We start from the raw sequence: 18,851 nt of genomic DNA, 5'->3' as shown, positions 1-18,851 counted from the left end.
ACCACCATTAAATCCATCATCATCCTCATCATTGCGCTGATCATCCACTTCCAGTATCGGTTGTGGTTCGGTGACGCCAGCGTTGCGCAAATCGGCGAATATCGCGAACGCCTAGAGGAATTGAACAAGGAAATCCAGGAAAAACAGGAGCGCAATGACGCGCTATACGCCGAGGTGCTGGATTTGCGCCGCGGCCTGGAAACCATCGAAGAACGCGCCCGCTACGAACTGGGCATGATCAAAGAAAACGAAACCTTCTTTCAAGTGCTGGAATAGCATGAAACCAACAGTCCAATGCTGGGCCGTCGTGCCCGCCGCCGGCGTCGGCAAACGCATGCAAGCCGACCGCCCCAAACAATATCTGCCTTTGGCCGGCAAAACCGTCATAGAACACACACTGACTCGACTACTGGAGTCCGGCGCCTTCCAAAAAGTTGCGGTGGCGATTTCCGTCGAAGACCCCTATTGGCCGGAACTGTCCATATCCAAACACTCCGACGTCATCACCGCGCCGGGCGGTAAGGAACGCGCCGATTCGGTATTGTCTGCATTAAAAGCCTTGAAAGACTTGGCCAGCGAAGACGATTGGGTGCTGGTGCATGACGCCGCCCGCCCTTGCCTGACGACTGCGGACATTCATCTGCAAATAGAGACACTCAAAAACGATGGTGTCGGCGGCATCCTGGCCTTGAGTTCGCATGATACGTTAAAGCATGTGGATGACGACACCATCACTGCGACAATCGATAGAAAACATGTCTGGCGCGCCTTGACGCCGCAAATGTTCAAATACGGCATGTTGCGCGACGCGCTACAACAAACCGAAGGCAATCCGGCCGTCACCGACGAAGCTAGCGCGCTAGAGCTATTGGGCTACAAACCCAAGATCGTCGAAGGCCGCCCGGACAACATCAAAATCACCCGCCCGGAAGATTTGGCCCTGGCACAATTTTACATGGAGCAACAAGCATGATACGCGTAGGCATGGGTTACGACGTGCACCGTTTCAACGACGGCGACCACATCATTCTGGGCGGCGTCAAAATCCCTTATGAAAAAGGCCTGGAAGCCCATTCCGACGGTGACGTCGTGTTGCACGCATTGGCCGATGCGATCCTGGGCGCGGCAGCTTTGGGCGACATCGGCAAACATTTCCCGGACACCGACCCCAATTTCAAGGGCGCCGACAGCAGGGTGCTACTGCGCCACGTGTACGGCATCGTCAAGGAAAAAGGCTATAAACTAATCAACGCCGACGTGACCATCATCGCTCAGGCGCCGAAGATGCTGCCACACGTGCCCGGCATGCGCGCCAACATTGCCGCCGATCTGGAAACCGATGTCGATTTCATCAACGTCAAAGCCACGACGACCGAGAAACTGGGTTTTGAGGGCCGTAAGGAAGGCATCGCCGTGCAGGCTGTGGTGTTGATAGAACGCTAACGCTTTTATGCAGGAAAAAACTAAAGCTTTTTCAGTCCTGAATTGGCGTGCAACAGCTTCAGCTATTGCACTGATTAGATGACAGAAATCGATAGCGACAAAACAGAATCCGCCCTGCCAAACTGGCCTTATGCCTATGGTGGACCAACCAGCAAAGGCAACATCAAAAGCGTGCCAGATGATTTCATCGTCGAAGAAATCCTCGGTTTCGAAACCGAAGGCAGCGGCGAGCACGTGATCCTGCATATCGAAAAAAGCGGTGAAAATACCGAATATGTCGCCCGTTTGCTGGCCCGCCATGCCGGCGTCAGACAGCGCGACATCGGCTATGCCGGCCTGAAAGATCGTCACGGCCGCACCCGGCAATGGTTCAGTGTCTGGCTACCGGGCAAAGAAGATCCCGATTGGTCAGTGCTGGAATCAGACAAGCTGAATATCCTGGAAATGACCCGCCATGCCCGCAAACTCAAACGCGGCGTACTGGCCGGCAACCGTTTCAACATTCTGGTTCGAAACTGGCAAGGCGACCGCGCACAAACCGAAAACCAGCTGCAGCGGATCAAAACCCAGGGTTTTCCCAATTATTTCGCCGAGCAGCGTTTCGGCCATCAAGGCAAGAATATCGCCAAAGCCTTGGCGATGTTTCAAGGCGAAAAGGTCAAGCGCGAACAACGCTCGATTTACTTATCCGCAGCGCGATCCTATCTGTTCAACTGGATTTTGGCGGAACGGGTGGGAACGCAAACCTGGCGCCAAGGCTTGCCGGGGGACGTGTTCAAACTCAATAAATCCAATAGTTATTTTCACGCCGATACGCTGGATCAAGCGTTGATAGACCGCATCGCCAACGGCGACCTTCATCCGACCGGTTGGCTGTTCGGCAAAGGCCAAAATCCCACCAGCGGCGAAATACTGGCTTTGGAGCAACGCATCATCGCCTCCCATCAAGACCTGGCGGCTGGATTACTGAAAGAGGGTATGCAAAGCGATCGCCGCGCATTACGCGCGCTGCCGGACAATCTGAGCTGGAACTTTGCCGCCGATGACATTTTGCAGCTGTCTTTTGCGTTACCGGCCGGCAGTTACGCAACGGCTTTATTGCGGGAAATCGTCGGCACCGAATAGGTCTGAGGACAATTGCCTGCGGTCATCAAAAAAGCTGCATTAAAAGCTTTCCGTGGGAGCGACGCCTTCGTCACGATGAAGGCCTCGCTCCCACAATGACTTTCACCGCAATCACTTCAACCGAGTCGTTCTTTGACCCACGCCGGCACGGCTTGTAGCGCCGCCGCCAACAGGCTTGGATCATTGCCGCCGGCCTGCGCCATGTCCGGGCGACCGCCGCCTTTACCGCCGACTTGCAGGGCGACGAAATTCACCAGTTCGCCAGCCTTGACTTTATCCATGGCATCTTTTGACACGCTGGCGCATAGGCTGACTTTTTCGCCGCTGACGGCAGCCAGTACCAACGCCGCGCTGCCAAGTTTGTTTTTCAGCTGATCAGCCAAATCGCGTAGCGCTTTCGGATCGATGTCATCCAATTTGACGGCCAACACTTTGACGCCATTGACATCGACCGCTTGGCTGGTCAGTTCGTCGCCGGCCGAACTGGCTAGTTTGGCTTTCAGTTTTTCCAGTTCTTTTTCCAGATTGCGGTTTTTCTCCAGCAACTGCTGTACCTTGTCGGCGGTTTTGTCCGGCGCGGCTTTCAGCAGGCCGGCAATATTGCTCAAGGCTTGTTCGCGCTGCGCTATCCATTCCAAAGCGCCTTGCCCGGTGACGGCCTCGACGCGGCGCACGCCGGCCGCAACGCCCGTTTCGCCGATGATTTTGAGTAGACCGATGTCGCCGGTGCGTTGTACGTGTGTACCGCCACACAACTCGGTCGAGAAATCCCCCATCGTCAAAACGCGCACTTCGTCGCCGTATTTTTCGCCGAACAAGGCCATCGCGCCGGCCTTGACCGCGTCATCCTTGGCCATGACTTGCGCGCAAACGGGGTTGTTGGCGCGGATTTGCTCGTTGACGATACGTTCGACAGCGGCGATTTGCTCGACAGTCATCGGTTCGAAATGCGAGAAGTCGAAACGCAGGCGTTCGGCATTGACCAACGAACCTTTCTGCTGCACGTGTTCGCCCAGTACGGAACGCAACGCGGCATGCAATAAATGGGTCGCCGAATGGTTGCGTTCGGTAGCCTTGCGGGTATCGGCATTGACGCTGACTTCACAGGCTTGGCCTTCGGCGATGACGCCTTTGACAACCTTGCCTTTATGCAGGAACAACTGGCCGCCCTGCTTTTGCGTATCGGTAACTTCGAACACGCCGCCCGCACATTCGATCACGCCGCTGTCCCCGACTTGACCGCCGGATTCGGCGTAAAACGGGGTTTGGTCCAGAATCACCACGCCCTCGTCGCTGGCTTCCAGGCTTTCGACCGGCTGGCCTTTTTTAAACAAGCCCAGAATCCGCACAGAGCCTTCCAGGTTGTGGTAGCCGGTAAAATCAGTGACGCTATCGTGCTTGATGTCCTGGTCGTAATCGGCCGCGAACTGGCCGCCGGCACGGGCACGGTCGCGCTGCGCGCTCATTTCGACCTCGAAACCGGCATGATCCACGCTCAGGTTATGCTCGCGGGCGAAGTCGGCGGTCAAATCGACCGGGAAGCCGTAAGTATCGTAGAGCAGGAACACCACGTCGCCGGGAATCACGTGCCCATCCAGTTTAGCGACACAGTTTTCCAGGATACGCATGCCTTGGCCCAAGGTTTCGGCAAAACGCTCTTCTTCTTTTTTCAATACCCGTTCGACCTGCTCCTGTGCCTTGGCGAGTTCGGGATAGGCTTCACCCATTTCGGCGACCAGCGGTGCGACCAGTTTATAGAAGAAAGTATCCTGAATGCCCAAGCGATAACCGTGGCGAATCGCCCGGCGCACGATACGGCGCAACACATAGCCGCGGCCTTCGTTGGACGGCAATACCCCGTCGGCGACCAAAAACGCGCAGGAGCGGATGTGGTCGGCGATTACACGGAGCGAGCTATTGTTCAAATCGGTCGTGCCGGCCAGGCTGGCGGCGGTTTTGACCAGGTTTTGGAAAATATCGATTTCGTAGTTGCTGTGCACGCCTTGCATCACGGCGGCGATCCGCTCCAGACCCATGCCGGTATCGACCGACGGCGCCGGCAGTGGCGTCAGGTTGCCGTCCTTGTCACGTTCGTATTGCATGAACACCAGGTTCCAGATTTCGATGTAACGGTCGCCGTCATCGTCCGGACTGCCCGGAGGACCGCCAGCCACGTGTTCGCCGTGATCGTAGAAAATCTCGGTGCATGGGCCGCACGGGCCGACATCGCCCATAGACCAGAAATTATCCTTGGCGCCGATGCGAGAGAAACGGTTGGGATCGATCTTGACGTCTTCCAGCCAGATCGCTTCGGCTTCCGAGTCTTCGTCGAACACCGTCACCCACAATTTAGAGGGCGGGATGCCCATTTCCTTGGTCAAAAAGTCCCAGGCGTAATGGATGGCGTCTTTTTTAAAATAATCGCCGAAGCTGAAGTTGCCCAGCATTTCGAAGAAGGTATGGTGACGCGCTGTGTAACCGACATTTTCCAGGTCGTTATGCTTGCCGCCGGCCCGCACGCAGCGTTGGCTGGTCGCGGCACGCGTGAAATCGACTTTCTCGCGACCGAGGAATACGTCCTTGAATTGCACCATGCCGGCGTTGGTGAACAGCAAGGTCGGGTCGTTACCCGGAACCAGTGTGCTGGACGGACGCACGGCGTGGCCGCGTTGGCGAAAGAATTCCAGAAAGGCGGCGCGTATTTCGGCGCTGGTCATTTTTTTCATGGTGGTTATTTTTGGGTTGTATGAGTTAATCCTGATAAATTCAAAGGCACAAAATTCGAATAATTTATTATATCAATTTTTTAAATATTTTGATTTTGGCTCAAATAAAGATGTTTGAATCGGCTCTACTGATTTACTTGGATAAAGTAACTCGACAGATTTCTCAAACTCTTTTATTGCATTTTCATGATTTTTAAGAAACCAACGTTTATGATTATTGAGATACTCTTCTCGGATAGAATGATTGCGTAAATCAAACGGTACTCTCTCCATTCTCGGATCAACACTATCGAATCCATCGAACTTCTTAAGCAAACGCTCCTGGGACATTTGTACGTATACCGGGTTTAGTTCAATTCCTATCCCTTTCCGATTAAGCTGCTGGCATACCCTAAGAGTAGTCCCGCTTCCCAAAAATGGATCAAGAACCATAGAACCTTGGTTGCTTGACGCCAACACCATCCGTTCTATTAATCCTTCAGGCTTTTGAGTCGGGTGATCTTGTCGATTTTCATTACAGTAATGAACATGAGAGAATTGCCATACATCCCCAGGATTAGCACCTCTCATATTATTTCGTTCACGATAGTATTTTTGAGGAACACGAATATCGTCCAAATTAAATATAAAATCTTTCGACTTCGTAAACATAAGAATATCATCGTGACGCGGCGAAAATCCTTTTATCTTCCCCATGCCCTGAGTGTAATGCCAAACAATCCAGCTATTAAAAAACATTCCCAAATCCCTATCGAGAATATCATATAGATACGAAATAAATCTAAACCCCATAAAGACATAAATACTACCATTGGGCTTTAGTAATCTACAAGATTCCTTAAGCCAACACCTTGAGAAATCGATATATTCTTCGAATCCTTTTATATCGTGATTATTACCATAATCCTTTCCTAGATTATACGGAGGATCAGCGATGATCAGATCAAAGGTCTCGGATTCAAGCTTTCGCATCACATCAACCGCATCTCCTAGAATTATTTCTTGCTTAATCATTGGCTTTTATCCAACCATTTTTATTAGCCAGCACTAACCATTGGTCAAAAGAACGGCGAGCCGATTGTAGATATTTGCGATCAAGCAATTGGCAAAACTCCCAAGTAGTTCTCTCTTCAAGTTCAACATAATGAATATCTCTAACCTGAATTTGTCCTGTTCCCAGTGCAGGATTGTAGCTAATATCCCTAGAAGATAGAAATTTCAAGTCATAAGCATTGTACGCAACGACTTCCATAATTCCATCCATCAGCCCGGTAATATTGTTTCGAGTTGAATATACCCTGTGCTTAAGAGAAAGAATTATAAATATATAATCAGGATCTTCAATATAAGCAGTTCGTATACGCGCATAAGACGTAATATTTGGAGATTTACCACTTGACTCTATATCTTCTGCCGTCGCCTTAACATCTACTTCAGCAGTAACTCCACTATCAATTTTCCTCTGCTTTCTAAATTGCAATATAACATCAGCGATATGCAAACGTTCAACGGTTTCGACATTAATCAAATGATATTTATTAGACTGATCCTCCAGAACATCATAAAAAGTTTGTGCCGCCCACGCCTCAACAAATGGCCCAGCAATTTTATTGATATTCTCCATCGGAAGACCAAGCTTCAGATTGGTATTTATAACGATTTTGTTCCGTCCTTTATCGATGGCATCCTTAATGATCGCCTCAATCGTCGCTGTTACAAAATATGAACACTCCGAGTAATCAAAATTCTGTCGAGGGATTTTAAAGTTTTGGCTATCGTAGGCCATTCACAATTCTTGTGGCTATATAAGTTTGAAGATAATGCTTGCAAATCTAACAAATCAAATTTTCATCGAATTCAAGTTTTAATTTCCAGCTTTGCTGCCGCCCAATCAGTAAAATCGGTTTCACCTGATTTCAACCGCCGATTCAACTTGATTTTCAATTCCGCAAACAAGCCCTTGATCATCTCACCGCTGAAGCCTCGCTGTTGCAGGAAGCGGCTGCGTTTCAGCCATTCGGTTTGGGTCAGCGAGGTGTCTTCGTCGTATTTGCGCAGATAGACCGCCATCGCCAAATTGAGCCAACCGCCCTGCTCCTCGGCTTGAGCATCCAGGTCGGCACCGTCTATGCCGCGCTGCTGGAGTTCGTAGCGTATTCGGATTGGGCCGTAGCCATTTTGGATACGCTGCCGAACATAACATTCCGCATAACGTTCTTCGTTCTGCCAGTCCCGTTCCGCCAAAGCGTCTATGACCGGTTCGACTTCGTCACGCTGATAACCTCTCAGCGCCAGCTTGTCCAATAATTCTCGCCGGCTATGTTCGCGCCGCGCCAGCAGGCGCAGACAAACCGCCTCGATCTGCTGGCGACGCTCAATCGCCGTCGATGAACTCGGCGTCGTCTTCTGCATCGGGGGCTGTCGCCGGCAGCGTCGCTAACTTGGCAAAGGCTTTTTCTCGAATCGCCTTTTCCAGTTCGGCGGCTTTATTCGGGTTGTCTTTCAAAAATTGTTTGGCATTATCCTTGCCTTGGCCGATTTTTTCATCGCCGTAGCTGTACCAAGAGCCGGATTTCTGCACAAAGCCGTATTCAACTCCCAGATCAACCAGTTCTCCGTAGAAAGAGACACCTTCGCCGTACAAAATCTCGAAATCGGCTTGCTTGAAGGGCGGTGCGACTTTGTTTTTGACGATTTTGACCCGAGTCTCGTTGCCGATCACCTCGTCGCCTTTCTTGATCGCACCAATGCGGCGGATATCCATCCGCACCGAGGCATAGAATTTCAGCGCATTACCGCCGGTGGTGGTTTCCGGATTGCCAAACATCACGCCGATCTTCATCCTGAGCTGGTTAATGAATATCACCAGAGTATTCGAGCGCTTGATGTTGGCGGTTAGCTTACGCAGGGCTTGCGACATCAAACGCGCTTGCAAGCCCATGTGGGAGTCGCCCATGTCGCCTTCGATTTCGGCTTTCGGCGTCAAGGCCGCCACCGAGTCGATGACAACGATATCGACCGCGCCCGAGCGGACCAGCATATCGGTGATTTCCAGCGCCTGCTCGCCGGTATCCGGCTGCGACACCAGCAAGTCGTCGATGTTGACGCCGATTTTCTGCGCATAGACAGGGTCGAGTGCATGCTCGGCATCGACGAAGGCCGCGGTGCCGCCCAATTTCTGCACCTGAGCGATGGTTTGCAGCGTCAACGTGGTTTTGCCGGACGATTCCGGGCCGTAGATTTCGATGATACGGCCGCGTGGCAAGCCGCCGCAGCCCAAAGCGATGTCCACCGACAAAGAACCAGTCGACACGACTTCGATGTCGCGGGTGGCGGCTACGTCGCCCATCCGCATCACAGAGCCTTTGCCGAATTGTTTTTCGATTTGCATCAATGCGGCGCCCAGCGCCTTTTTCTTGTTCTCGTCCATATCTATACCCGGTAAATCTGTGACTGAAAAATGCTGACCATTATCACACAGATAGCAGCCGCTAAAACAGCATCAAACCATCCCGCGCGAATTTGCCACACCCTTCAAACGCTCATAACATTGGCACCAAATCCAGCGCAAACATGATGGCGTCTTCGCGCCCGCCCTTGGCCGGGTAATAGCCTTTGCGAATGCCGATTTCCTGGAAACCCAGCTTGCGGTACAAGGCCATGGCATTAGGATTGCTCGGGCGAACTTCCAGAAACATTTTTTCCGCGCGCGGACGTGCGTATTCGATCACATGCTCCATCATCTTACGGCCCGCGCCCTGCCGCTGGAAATCAGGATTGACGCTGATATTCATGATATGCGCCTCGCCCGCCATCACCGAAATGATGCAATAGCCGACGATGACATCTTCCGGCGCTTCGCAGACCCAATTCACATAATTCATGGCCCGGAAACAATCCTTGAACACGCCTTCGGACCACGGAAATTCGTAATTCAATGCCTCGATTTTCAGCACGCTGGGCAGATCGCCATGATCCATTTTGCGTAGTCTCAACAAATCTTTGCTATCCACCGAATCCGGAAATACCTTGGCGTAAAATTCCCGGTCGGCATCGTAAATCACGGCATCTTTGAGTTTATGCAGTAGCTTCCACATGGTCAGGGTTATTGTTCTAGCGATTGATAAACGGACAACGCAAATTGCAAGTCGTCCCAGGCCTTGGCTTTTTCTGTCAACGAGCGCAACAGATAAGCCGGATGATGCAGCACCACCAAAGGAAAGTCGTCCAGATGGTGCAACATACCGCGTAATTTTGCCAAAGGTTGCTGGGTCTTGAGTAGATTTTGCGCGGCAATACGACCAACCGCGACGATAAGTTTGGGTTGAACCAGCGCGATTTGCCGCTGCAAAAAGTCATGACAGGCCAACACTTCATCGGCTTGCGGATCGCGATTGTTCGGCGGCCGGCATTTCAACATGTTGGCGATGAACACCTCCTCGCGCCGCAAGCCGATCGCCCGCAACATTTCGGTCAGCAATTGCCCCGCCTTGCCGACGAAGGGCTCGCCTTGCAGGTCCTCATTCTGCCCGGGTGCCTCGCCGATCAACATCCAGCGGGCATGATGATTGCCGACGCCGAACACGGTTTGCGTCCGGGTTTCGCACAAACCGCAGGCACGACAAACCGACACTTCTTGCTTTAGCGCTTTCCAGGCCAGTTCATCGCCCTGCTTTCGTGCAGACAAACCCGAAGACGGTGGCAGCCAAGCGTTTAACTCTTCAAGCGTGCCATGTTGATTGCTTTCGCCATGATCGACATCCAATGCTTCAGGCACTTCCACAAACACCGATTCGGAGTGTAGACCTGACTCGGGATGATCTTGCTGGGATTGATAGGATTCGGCTTGCGCCTCCCAAGCCAGGCTTTCTGCCAGCACAGGCTTTTCCATTGACATCTGTACCGGTGGCGGTGGCTCCGGTGCATCAACCGGTTGGACGACGGCAAAATCAGCGGCAACAGGCCGATGCCTGGCAACCCAGACATCGATACCCATCGCCTCCAGATAGTGCAAGCGCGTGGCGTTATCCATCGCAGGCGTTAGACGTCACCTTTTTGCGGATGCTGTCTTTTGTCCGGGCTTTGCAGTTTGTTGACCGCATTGATATAGGCTTTGGCCGAGGCGATCACGATATCGGTATCGGCCCCGGAACCGTTGACGATGCGGCCAGCGCTTTCCAACCTGACGGTCACTTCGCCCTGAGCGTCTGTCCCCGTGGTGATGTTGTTGACCGAATACAAAGCCAGGGTGGCGCCTGTTTTCACCAAGCTCTCAATGGCTTTCAGGCTGGCATCGACCGCGCCGCCACCTTCCGCCGTACCGGTCAATTCCTTGCCATCGACCAGAATGGTCACGGTCGCATTCGGTACCTCACCGGTCTCGGAACACACTTTCAACGCCACCAATTTGATGTGCTCGTCTTCGGCTTCGAAGCTTTGTTCCGAAATCAAGGCCTGTAAATCCTCGTCGAAAATATCGTGTTTCTTGTCGGCCAGTTGCTTGAAACGGTAAAACGCATCGTTCAGCTCGGCTTCGCCGGCGAATTCCACGCCCAATTCCGCCATGCGCGTCTTGAACGCGTTACGACCGGAATGCTTGCCCAATACCATGCGATTGGTACTCCAGCCCACATCCTCTGCCCGCATGATTTCGTAAGTCTCGCGGTTTTTCAATACACCGTCCTGATGAATGCCGGATTCATGGGCGAAGGCATTGGCGCCGACGATGGCCTTGTTAGGCTGTACCGGGAAACCGGTAATCGATGACACCAATTTGGAACAGGCGACGATCTCGCGGGCATCCAAACCGGTATCGCAGGGAAAGAAATCCTGCCGCGTGCGCACGGCCATCACCACCTCTTCCAACGAAGCATTGCCGGCACGCTCGCCCAGGCCGTTGATCGTGCATTCGACCTGACGGGCGCCGTTCATCACAGCCGACAACGAGTTGGCCACCGCCAGGCCCAAGTCGTTATGACAATGCACCGAGAAAATCGCCTTGTCCGAGTTCGGTATCCGGTTGATCAGATTGGCGATCGTCGCGCCGAACTGTTGCGGCATGCTGTAGCCGACCGTGTCCGGAATGTTCAGCGTGGTGGCGCCGGCGTCGATCACCGCTTCCAAAATCCGGCACAAGAAATCTTCTTCGGATCGACCGGCATCTTCCGGCGAGAATTCGACGTTGTCGGTATATTGCCGCGCCCGTTTCACCGCACGCACCGCATACTCGATAACCTGATCCGGCTGCATGTTCAGTTTCTTCGCCATATGAATCGGCGACGTGGCGATGAAGGTGTGGATACGCGAGCTTTTCGCGCCCTTCAAGGCTTCGCCGGCCCGATCGATGTCCTTGTCCAGGGCCCGGGCCAAACCGCACACCGTGCTGTCCTTGATCGCGTCGGCGACGGCTTGCACCGCCTCGAAGTCGCCCTGGCTGGCGGCTGGAAAACCGGCTTCGATCACGTCCACCCGCATGCGCTCCAGGGCGCGGGCAATCCGGACTTTTTCATCACGCGTCATCGACGCACCCGGACTTTGCTCGCCATCGCGCAAGGTCGTATCAAAAATAATCAATTTGTCTTTCATGAGAACTCCGTCATGAAGCGTTCGGCTGTTTGCGCCGAAAAACAGAAAAAGGTTCTTTTAACTATGTGCGGATAGAATGCTTGCCCCTCAGGGCAGCAGTCTTAGAGACAGGGCGAGCAATAGCCTGCCGAGTGATGGCAGTTCAACGAAAACAGAGGTTTGGAAGCGCGGCTGTGTATTCATGGCGTAGAACTATACTGCATTGCATTCTCAGGCTCAAGCATGGCTTGGGCCTAACGACTGCATCGGCACTCGCACATGCGCCACTCTCCAAGGCTTATACGGTTTAGCCATGGAACAAGGGCGATTGCATGAGCATCGCCGCGGCGATCATCGCCGCGCTAGTCAGCATCGCCCATAGCGTTCTTCTGTTGTTACGCCGCAACTGCTTACGCAATAGCGCCATTTCTTGATGCTGCAGTTGCATGTGCTGCTGCATTTGAGCATTGCTTTGCAAGGCCTGGAATATCAAATTCGGAATTTCGGGCAACTGCTCGGTGATTTCCGGCAATTTACCCATTAGCTCCTTTACCTTCGCCGCCGGTCCCAGGCGTTGCTTGAACCAATTCTCCAGGAACGGCTTGGCGGTTTGCCACAAGTCCAGATCGGGATAGAGCTGACGCCCCAGGCCCTCGATGTTCAACAAGGTTTTCTGCAGCAATACCAATTGCGGCTGCACCACCATATCGAAACGGCGCGCGGTTTGGAACAAGCGTAACAGCAACAGGCCAAACGAAATATCCTTCAGCGGTTTTTCAAAGATGGGCTCGCAGACGCTGCGAATCGCGGCCTCGAACTCTTCTATCCGGGTCGTGGCAGGCACCCAACCGGATTCGATGTGCATGCGCGCGACCTTACGGTAATCATGATTGAAAAACGCCAGGAAATTCTCGGCCAGATAGCGTTGATCGGAATCGGACAAGCTGCCGACGATGCCAAAATCCACCGCCAGATATTTGTCCGGCAGATCGACGAAAATATTGCCTGGATGCATATCGGCATGAAAAAAATTGTCGCGAAACACCTGGGTAAAAAAGATTTCCACCCCGCGCTCGGCCAGTTTCTTGAAATCAGCCTTACCATCGCGCAAGGCTTGAATGTCGCCAATCGGCACGCCATATATGCGCTCCATCACCAGCACCTTGCGCCGGCATAAGGGCCAATGGATTTCCGGGATGTAGAGGGAATCCGAATTTTTGAAGTTATTGCGAATCGCGCTGGCATTGGCGGCTTCACGCTGCAGGTCCAGTTCATCCAGTATGGTTTTTTCGAATTCCGCTACGACTTCCGAGGCACGCAAGCGTCTGGCATCGCTCCAGAAACGTTCGGCCAGCCGCGCCAGTTCGTACAGCAAACCGACATCGGAATAAATCTTGCCTTCGATGTCCGGCCGCAAGACTTTGACGATGACTTTTTCGCCCGTTTTGAGTGTAGCGGTATGAACCTGCGCTACCGAAGCGGAGGCTAAAGGCTGAGGATCGAATTCGTCGAAAGCCGCTTCTATGCTTTGTCCCAATTGCTCCTCGATTATCGCCCGCGCGGTTTCCGCTGGAAATGGCGGCACCCTGTCCTGTAATTTGACCAATTCCTCGGCGATGTCTTCCGGCAATAAATCCTTACGGGTGGACAAGGTCTGCCCAAATTTGACGTAAATCGGCCCCAGGTCTTCCAGGGTACGGCGAATACGGACACCGCGGGATTCCGTGGGCTTGCGCAACCAATAGGTCGGCGAAAAAACGGCCAGGAAACGAATCGGCCGAAACAAGTGCGTTTTGAGCACAATCTCATCCAAACCATGAGACATCATGACCCAATTGATATGAATCAGGCGCATGAGAATTTTAGGGCGAATCACAGCAATTCCTTAAATGGCGAGGTTTATTTGGATGAGGGGAGCTGATCGATGGTAGTCTGCAGTCGTTCGATGCGCGCGACCAAGCGATCTGCATCGGAACGACAGGCATCGATGTCCTGGAACAGCAACTCGGCTTCGGCCTTAGCGGGCAAATCGCGGGTTTCTTCTTGCAGAAACTCTTCCAGATTCAAGCGAAAACTGGTCAAGGCCTGTTGGGTCCAATCCCGACCGCCGCGAAAAAAGCCGGTCAAGCGTTGAGCAAAAGTTTCCCCGGTGTAGCGAGCCAGTTTACCTTCGAAATCAATGTCCAGTTTCTCGAACAAGCGCTGCACTTTGTGCGCCAGCTGGGTGTCGCCCTCGATTTTAACTTCGCCCTTGAACAGCGAGCGCATCGGCGTCGAACTAAACCCCATCAAGCCCAAGGCGGACAGCGAACCGCTCAGACGGGCATCGACCTCGCCGGCATAATTTTCCAGCATTTGGATACGGTCATGCGCCGGAGCCAGATAAAGGGTTTCATCGAACGGCGTGATATGCACGGCAAGCACCTTGCCGGCCATCGGCGCCAGATACTCTTCCAGGCGATCGTCCAGCGTCAGATAGGCATTCAATGCGGTTTCCAGGGCCGCAATCAGCAAGGGCTTGATTTGCAGAAAATCATTGAGCATCAGCTGGCCTGCTCTTGCAATTGTTGTAGGTAGTCGCGCATGTCTTCGTTGTCGACCCGGCGGTAAATGTCGGCCACATAGACGGTCAAGCCGACCGATTCGAGTTCGAGCGCGTCGCCCAGAAAATAATGCTCGGCAAACCAGTTTTGCGAGCGGCGGAATATTTCGATTTCGACGTGATCCTGCTCGATCAACACATATTCCAGCAAACTGGGCAGGGTTTTATAAGCCGCCAGTTTGGTAGTTTTGTCCATGCGCCGCGTTGATTTGGACATGACCTCGACGATCAGTTTCGGTTTTTCGGTGTAATAATCATCGCCATCATCATCGTCGCAGACCACCATGACATCGGGATAAAAGAAACAACGTTCGGTTCTGACTTTGATTTCCGACGAAAAGGTAAAACAGGGACCGTCAGCCGTAACATCCCCCAGTAACCTGGCTACATTAACAGTCAGGATATTATGGTTTCGACTGGTACCCGCCATCGCAAATACTTCACCATCGATATACTCATGGCGAATCTCCGCCAGCATTTCGCCTTGCAGATACTCTGCCTCGCTAATGAAGTCGTGCGCGTGTTTCAATGGCATGATGCGTCTCCCGTGATTACCAAAACCCATGCTAGGGTTAAAACTTATAACCCCGGTGCACGGCGACGATACCTTGCGTCATGTTGAAATACTCGCAGCGTTCCAGCCCGGCTTCTTCCATCATGCGTTTCAGTTCATCCTGTTTGGGATGCATGCGGATCGATTCGGCCAGATAGCGGTAGCTGTCTTCGTCCTTGGCCACCACGGCGCCGATTTTCGGCAGCAAATTGAACGAATAAAAATCGTAGACTTTTTCGGTGATCGGATCGATCGGATGGGAAAACTCCAGCACGATCACGCGGCCGCCCGGTTTCAATACCCGATACATCGAACGCAAGGCCGCATCCTTGTCGGTGACGTTGCGCAGGCCAAAGCCTATCGTCACGCAGTCGAAGGTATTGTCGGCGAACGGCAGACATTCCGCGTTGACCTGGGCGTAACGGATGTTGCCGGCCAGGCCGCGGTTGATCAAGCGATCGCGCCCCGTGCGCAGCATCGCCGCGTTGATGTCGGCCAGCACCACCTGCCCTTTGGAGCCGACGCGCTTTTCGTACAACGCGGTCAGATCGCCGGTGCCGCCGGCCAGATCCAATACCGAATCGCCTTCGCGCACATTGGCCAATTGCACCGCGATGCGTTTCCAGATGCGATGGATACCGAGCGACATCAAATCGTTCATCAAATCGTACTGACTGGCGACCGAATCGAACACGCCGCGCACCAGGGCGACTTTTTCGTGCTTGGGAACTTGTTTGAAACCGAAATGGGTAGTGTTGTCTTGGGTCATGATGAACTTTTAATGTTGTAGAGAAGATTTACGGCTGATGCCGGCCGCCTTCAGAGTTTCCAGGTATTGCGACCACAACAACGGAAATTCCGAGCCCAGCTTGTACAGTAAATCCCAGGAATAAATACCGCTGTCATGGCCGTCGCTGAAGGTCAACGCAATCGCGTAATTGCCGACCGGCCGGACATCGGTGATCGTGACGTCTTCCTTGCCGATTTGCAGGGTTTCCTGGCCAGGGCCGTGCCCCACCGCTTCGGCGGACTGGGTATAGACCCTGAGATATTCGGCCGGCATTTCGAAGATGCTGCCATCGTCGAAATGCACTTCCAGCAGCGCCGATACCTGATGCAGTTTGATTTCGGTCGGCAGGTGACCGCAAGGGGTAATTTTCAGGCGCATGGTTTACAGGATATAGCGGCTCAAATCTTCGTCGGCCGCCAGTTCGCCCAAATGGGCATCGACATAGGCAGCATCGATGCTGACGGTTTTATCCGGCATGTCCGGTGCGTTGAAAGAGATTTCCTCCAACAGTTTTTCCAATATGGTGTGCAAGCGTCTGGCGCCAATGTTTTCCACGCTTTCATTGACCTGCCAACCCAGTTCCGCGATACGCTTGATGCCATCTTCGGTGAAACTGACCATAACGCCTTCGGTCGCCAGCAACGCCTGATATTGCTCGGTCAACGACGCATCGGGCTCGGTCAGGATGCGCACGAAGTCATCGGCACTCAACGCGCTCAATTCAACCCGAATCGGAAAACGGCCCTGTAGCTCGGGAATCAAATCGGACGGCTTGGTCAGATGAAACGCCCCGGAAGCGATGAACAGAATATGGTCGGTCTTGATCATGCCGTATTTAGTGCTGACCGTGCTGCCCTCGACCAGCGGCAGCAAGTCACGCTGCACGCCTTCGCGGGACACTTCACCGCCGCCCATTTCCGCGCGCTTGCAAATCTTGTCGATTTCATCCAGAAACACGATGCCATGCTGCTCGACTGCATCCACGGCCATTTGCTTGATTTCGTCCTCGTTGACCAGTTTGGCGGCTTCTTCTTCCTGCAACAATTTCAAGGCATCCTTGATCTTCAGCTTGCGGGTTTTGGTGCGGCCGCTGCCGAGATTTTGGAACATGCCCTGCAACTGACTGGTCATTTCTTCCATGCCCGGCGGCGCCATGATTTCCACGCCCACCGATGGCGCGGCGACATCGACTTCAATTTCCTTGTCGTTCAGATCGCCTTCGCGCAATTTCTTGCGCATTTTCTGCCGGGTCGATGCCTCGGTTTCCGACAACATACCGCCTTCGGCGCGCGGCAACAAAATATCCAATACCCTATCCTCGGCGGCGTCGGCAGCACGGTTTTGCACCTTTTCCATCGCCGACATCCGGGTCATCTTGACCGCGGTATCGACCAGATCACGAATGATGGATTCCACGTCGCGGCCAACATACCCCACTTCGGTAAATTTAGTGGCTTCGATCTTGATGAACGGCGCATTGGCCAATCTGGCCAGGCGGCGGGCGATTTCGGTCTTGCCGACGCCGGTCGGGCCTATCATCAGAATGTTTTTCGGCGTGATTTCGTCGCGCAGCTCAGGCGCGACCTGACTGCGGCGCCAGCGGTTGCGCAACGCAATCGCCACCGAACGCTTGGCCTCGGCCTGGCCGATGATGTGTTTGTCCAGTTCGCTGACGATTTCTCTGGGGGTCATTTGACTCATAACTTATTCTTTCTCCGGCGCTACCGCTTCGGTCGCCAATTCTTCGATACGCAAATTGTGATTGGTGTAAATGCAAATGTCGGCGGCAATGTTCAAGGCCTTTTCGACAATCTCGCGCGCGCTGAGTTCGGTATTTTCCAGCAAAGCGCGCGCAGCGCTCTGGGCAAACGCGCCACCGGAACCGATGGCCATGAAATCGCCCTCGGGTTCGATCACATCGCCGTTACCGGAAATCGTCAACAAGGATTTGGCGTCGGCGATAATCAACAAGGCTTCGAGTTTGCGCAAGGCGCGATCGGTGCGCCAGTCCTTGGCCATTTCCACGGCCGCGCGCATCAAGTTACCGCGATGCTTTTCCAGCTTGCCTTCGAAATGTTCGAACAAGGTGAACGCGTCGGCGGTAGCGCCCGCGAAACCGGCAATGACTTTGTCGTGATACAGTCTTCTGACCTTGCGGGCATTGCCTTTCATGACAGTATTACCTAAAGTCACCTGACCGTCACCGCCGATAACGACTTTGTCTCCACGCCGCACGGCCAGAATCGTGGTACCTCTTAGTTCTATGCTCATGGCTTATAACTGCTCAATTCGAATAAAGAAGCGGGATTTTACATGAGCCAGCGGCAAAACCCCAATAAACTGCTATCAGGTAACGCAATTTCACCCGATAGCACCGTGACACCCGATGGCATTGGAGTAGCGTCTGCCGGACATGACGGGAGCATAATGGTTTCTAGGGCTGCGCCCATCTCAATAGTTCTTTGATCTTGGTCTTTACTTGGGCTTTGACCTGTCGTGACCAGCGGTATATCTCGGTATCGACGATTTTGGCATGAGCCCAGCGTAACCAACCTGTGACATTGTGATAAATGACCGCGATCACGGCGAAAGTCAGCAACTGCGGCTTTGTCAAACTAAACACCCTGGCTACCAGCAAGGTGCCGAGCAATTTGGCGAACAGCTCCAGCAAAATCCCTTGCAACAACAAACCATTTAACAACAAGGACAACGCCACCAGATTGATCGGCGTAACGATCAAAATCGGAATTGTGAACGCCAATAAAGCCAAGGGTGGCGAAGTTTGCACCAGCCACCGTTCAAAACTTTCCAGCCTCAACAGCAAAGCCATATAGTGGCCACAGGCCGAGAGGAAGTCCCAAAGCCATTCTTCCACAATCAGCAAAATGGCAAGCAGGGTCAGTAACAGCTTTTTCATGACGTTTATCCGGGCAGGGAGAAGTGCCACAATACTGGACCTGAATCGCTGTTGCCGGCAACTAAAATTGCGCGTCCAAGGCGAATCCGAGACAGGTAATCTTCGAATTGGTCTGCCAATTAGGATGGCAC

At 53.1% G+C, this 18,851-nt stretch carries 20 protein-coding genes; 4 read left to right on the top strand and 16 right to left on the bottom strand.

From position 1 onward, the window contains the following. Window positions 1–6 precede the first annotated feature (6 nt). From NM686_RS03630 to truD, 4 genes are all read left to right on the top strand, one after another. Window positions 7–276: a septum formation initiator family protein gene (locus NM686_RS03630; protein WP_269022908.1), complete on the top strand. Its 270-nt coding sequence runs from the start codon at window positions 7–9 to the stop codon at window positions 274–276. A gap of 1 nt (window position 277) precedes the next feature. Next, the gene (gene ispD / locus NM686_RS03625; protein WP_255186526.1) at window positions 278–973 is read left to right on the top strand and encodes a 2-C-methyl-D-erythritol 4-phosphate cytidylyltransferase; all 696 of its coding nucleotides are present in this window, start codon (window positions 278–280) and stop codon (window positions 971–973) included. After that, on the top strand, window positions 970–1,443 hold the full coding sequence (ispF, locus tag NM686_RS03620) for a 2-C-methyl-D-erythritol 2,4-cyclodiphosphate synthase (RefSeq protein ID WP_255186525.1): 474 nt from the start codon (window positions 970–972) through the stop codon (window positions 1,441–1,443). Before ispD ends, ispF begins: the two co-directional genes overlap by 4 nt. Window positions 1,444–1,521: 78 nt before the next feature. Continuing rightward, entirely contained in the window at window positions 1,522–2,568 is a 1,047-nt protein-coding gene (truD, locus tag NM686_RS03615; protein WP_255186524.1) for a tRNA pseudouridine(13) synthase TruD, read from the top strand. A gap of 116 nt (window positions 2,569–2,684) precedes the next feature. On the opposite strand, the gene alaS is transcribed toward truD, so the two are convergent. The 16 genes from alaS to NM686_RS03535 all read right to left on the bottom strand — a co-directional run bounded on the left by alaS (window position 2,685) and on the right by NM686_RS03535 (window position 18,720). Beyond that, entirely contained in the window at window positions 2,685–5,294 is a 2,610-nt protein-coding gene (gene alaS, locus NM686_RS03610) for an alanine--tRNA ligase (RefSeq protein WP_255186523.1), read from the bottom strand. A 72-nt stretch (window positions 5,295–5,366) separates the two neighbouring features. Next, window positions 5,367–6,308 (bottom strand): DNA-methyltransferase, encoded by a 942-nt coding sequence (locus tag NM686_RS03605; RefSeq protein ID WP_255186522.1) that lies wholly within the window; start codon window positions 6,306–6,308, stop codon window positions 5,367–5,369. Next, window positions 6,301–7,080 (bottom strand): hypothetical protein, encoded by a 780-nt coding sequence (locus tag NM686_RS03600; protein WP_255186521.1) that lies wholly within the window; start codon window positions 7,078–7,080, stop codon window positions 6,301–6,303. The genes NM686_RS03605 and NM686_RS03600 overlap by 8 nt, the downstream gene beginning before the upstream one ends. Window positions 7,081–7,151: 71 nt before the next feature. Continuing rightward, entirely contained in the window at window positions 7,152–7,706 is a 555-nt protein-coding gene (locus tag NM686_RS03595) for a regulatory protein RecX (RefSeq protein ID WP_255186520.1), read from the bottom strand. After that, a complete protein-coding gene (recA, locus tag NM686_RS03590; RefSeq protein ID WP_255186519.1) occupies window positions 7,669–8,724 on the bottom strand; it encodes a recombinase RecA in 1,056 nt (351 codons plus the stop codon). Before recA ends, NM686_RS03595 begins: the two co-directional genes overlap by 38 nt. Window positions 8,725–8,836: 112 nt before the next feature. Beyond that, window positions 8,837–9,391, bottom strand: a complete 555-nt coding sequence (gene rimI / locus NM686_RS03585) for a ribosomal protein S18-alanine N-acetyltransferase (protein WP_255186518.1) — start codon at window positions 9,389–9,391, stop codon at window positions 8,837–8,839. Window positions 9,392–9,399: 8 nt separating this feature from the next. Beyond that, window positions 9,400–10,326, bottom strand: coding sequence for a uracil-DNA glycosylase (locus NM686_RS03580; RefSeq protein ID WP_255186517.1), 927 nt, complete (start codon window positions 10,324–10,326; stop codon window positions 9,400–9,402). 8 nt (window positions 10,327–10,334) lie between these two features. Continuing rightward, window positions 10,335–11,879 (bottom strand): 2-isopropylmalate synthase, encoded by a 1,545-nt coding sequence (locus NM686_RS03575; RefSeq protein WP_255186516.1) that lies wholly within the window; start codon window positions 11,877–11,879, stop codon window positions 10,335–10,337. Between the two features lie 286 nt (window positions 11,880–12,165). Continuing rightward, on the bottom strand, window positions 12,166–13,734 hold the full coding sequence (gene ubiB / locus NM686_RS03570) for a ubiquinone biosynthesis regulatory protein kinase UbiB (protein WP_269022369.1): 1,569 nt from the start codon (window positions 13,732–13,734) through the stop codon (window positions 12,166–12,168). Window positions 13,735–13,757: 23 nt separating this feature from the next. Continuing rightward, window positions 13,758–14,402 carry a ubiquinone biosynthesis accessory factor UbiJ gene (locus NM686_RS03565; protein ID WP_255186514.1) on the bottom strand — a complete coding sequence of 215 codons (645 nt, stop codon included), beginning with the start codon at window positions 14,400–14,402 and terminating at the stop codon, window positions 13,758–13,760. After that, window positions 14,402–14,995, bottom strand: a complete 594-nt coding sequence (locus tag NM686_RS03560) for a Uma2 family endonuclease (protein WP_255186513.1) — start codon at window positions 14,993–14,995, stop codon at window positions 14,402–14,404. The genes NM686_RS03565 and NM686_RS03560 overlap by 1 nt, the downstream gene beginning before the upstream one ends. 37 nt (window positions 14,996–15,032) lie before the next feature. Beyond that, window positions 15,033–15,782 (bottom strand): bifunctional demethylmenaquinone methyltransferase/2-methoxy-6-polyprenyl-1,4-benzoquinol methylase UbiE, encoded by a 750-nt coding sequence (gene ubiE / locus NM686_RS03555; RefSeq protein WP_255186512.1) that lies wholly within the window; start codon window positions 15,780–15,782, stop codon window positions 15,033–15,035. A gap of 9 nt (window positions 15,783–15,791) precedes the next feature. After that, window positions 15,792–16,181, bottom strand: coding sequence for a gamma-butyrobetaine hydroxylase-like domain-containing protein (locus NM686_RS03550; protein ID WP_255186511.1), 390 nt, complete (start codon window positions 16,179–16,181; stop codon window positions 15,792–15,794). Window positions 16,182–16,184: 3 nt separating this feature from the next. Beyond that, window positions 16,185–17,504: an ATP-dependent protease ATPase subunit HslU gene (gene hslU / locus NM686_RS03545; RefSeq protein WP_255186510.1), complete on the bottom strand. Its 1,320-nt coding sequence runs from the start codon at window positions 17,502–17,504 to the stop codon at window positions 16,185–16,187. Window positions 17,505–17,507: 3 nt separating this feature from the next. Next, window positions 17,508–18,074, bottom strand: a complete 567-nt coding sequence (gene hslV, locus NM686_RS03540) for an ATP-dependent protease subunit HslV (protein WP_255186509.1) — start codon at window positions 18,072–18,074, stop codon at window positions 17,508–17,510. 163 nt (window positions 18,075–18,237) lie between these two features. Beyond that, window positions 18,238–18,720 carry a hypothetical protein gene (locus NM686_RS03535; RefSeq protein WP_255186508.1) on the bottom strand — a complete coding sequence of 161 codons (483 nt, stop codon included), beginning with the start codon at window positions 18,718–18,720 and terminating at the stop codon, window positions 18,238–18,240. Between the last annotated feature and the right edge of the window lie 131 nt (window positions 18,721–18,851).

This window comes from Methylomonas rapida (assembly GCF_024360925.2).
Taxonomy (GTDB): Bacteria; Pseudomonadota; Gammaproteobacteria; order Methylococcales; family Methylomonadaceae; genus Methylomonas; species Methylomonas rapida.
This window is presented reverse-complemented; position numbering and strand designations above follow the sequence as displayed.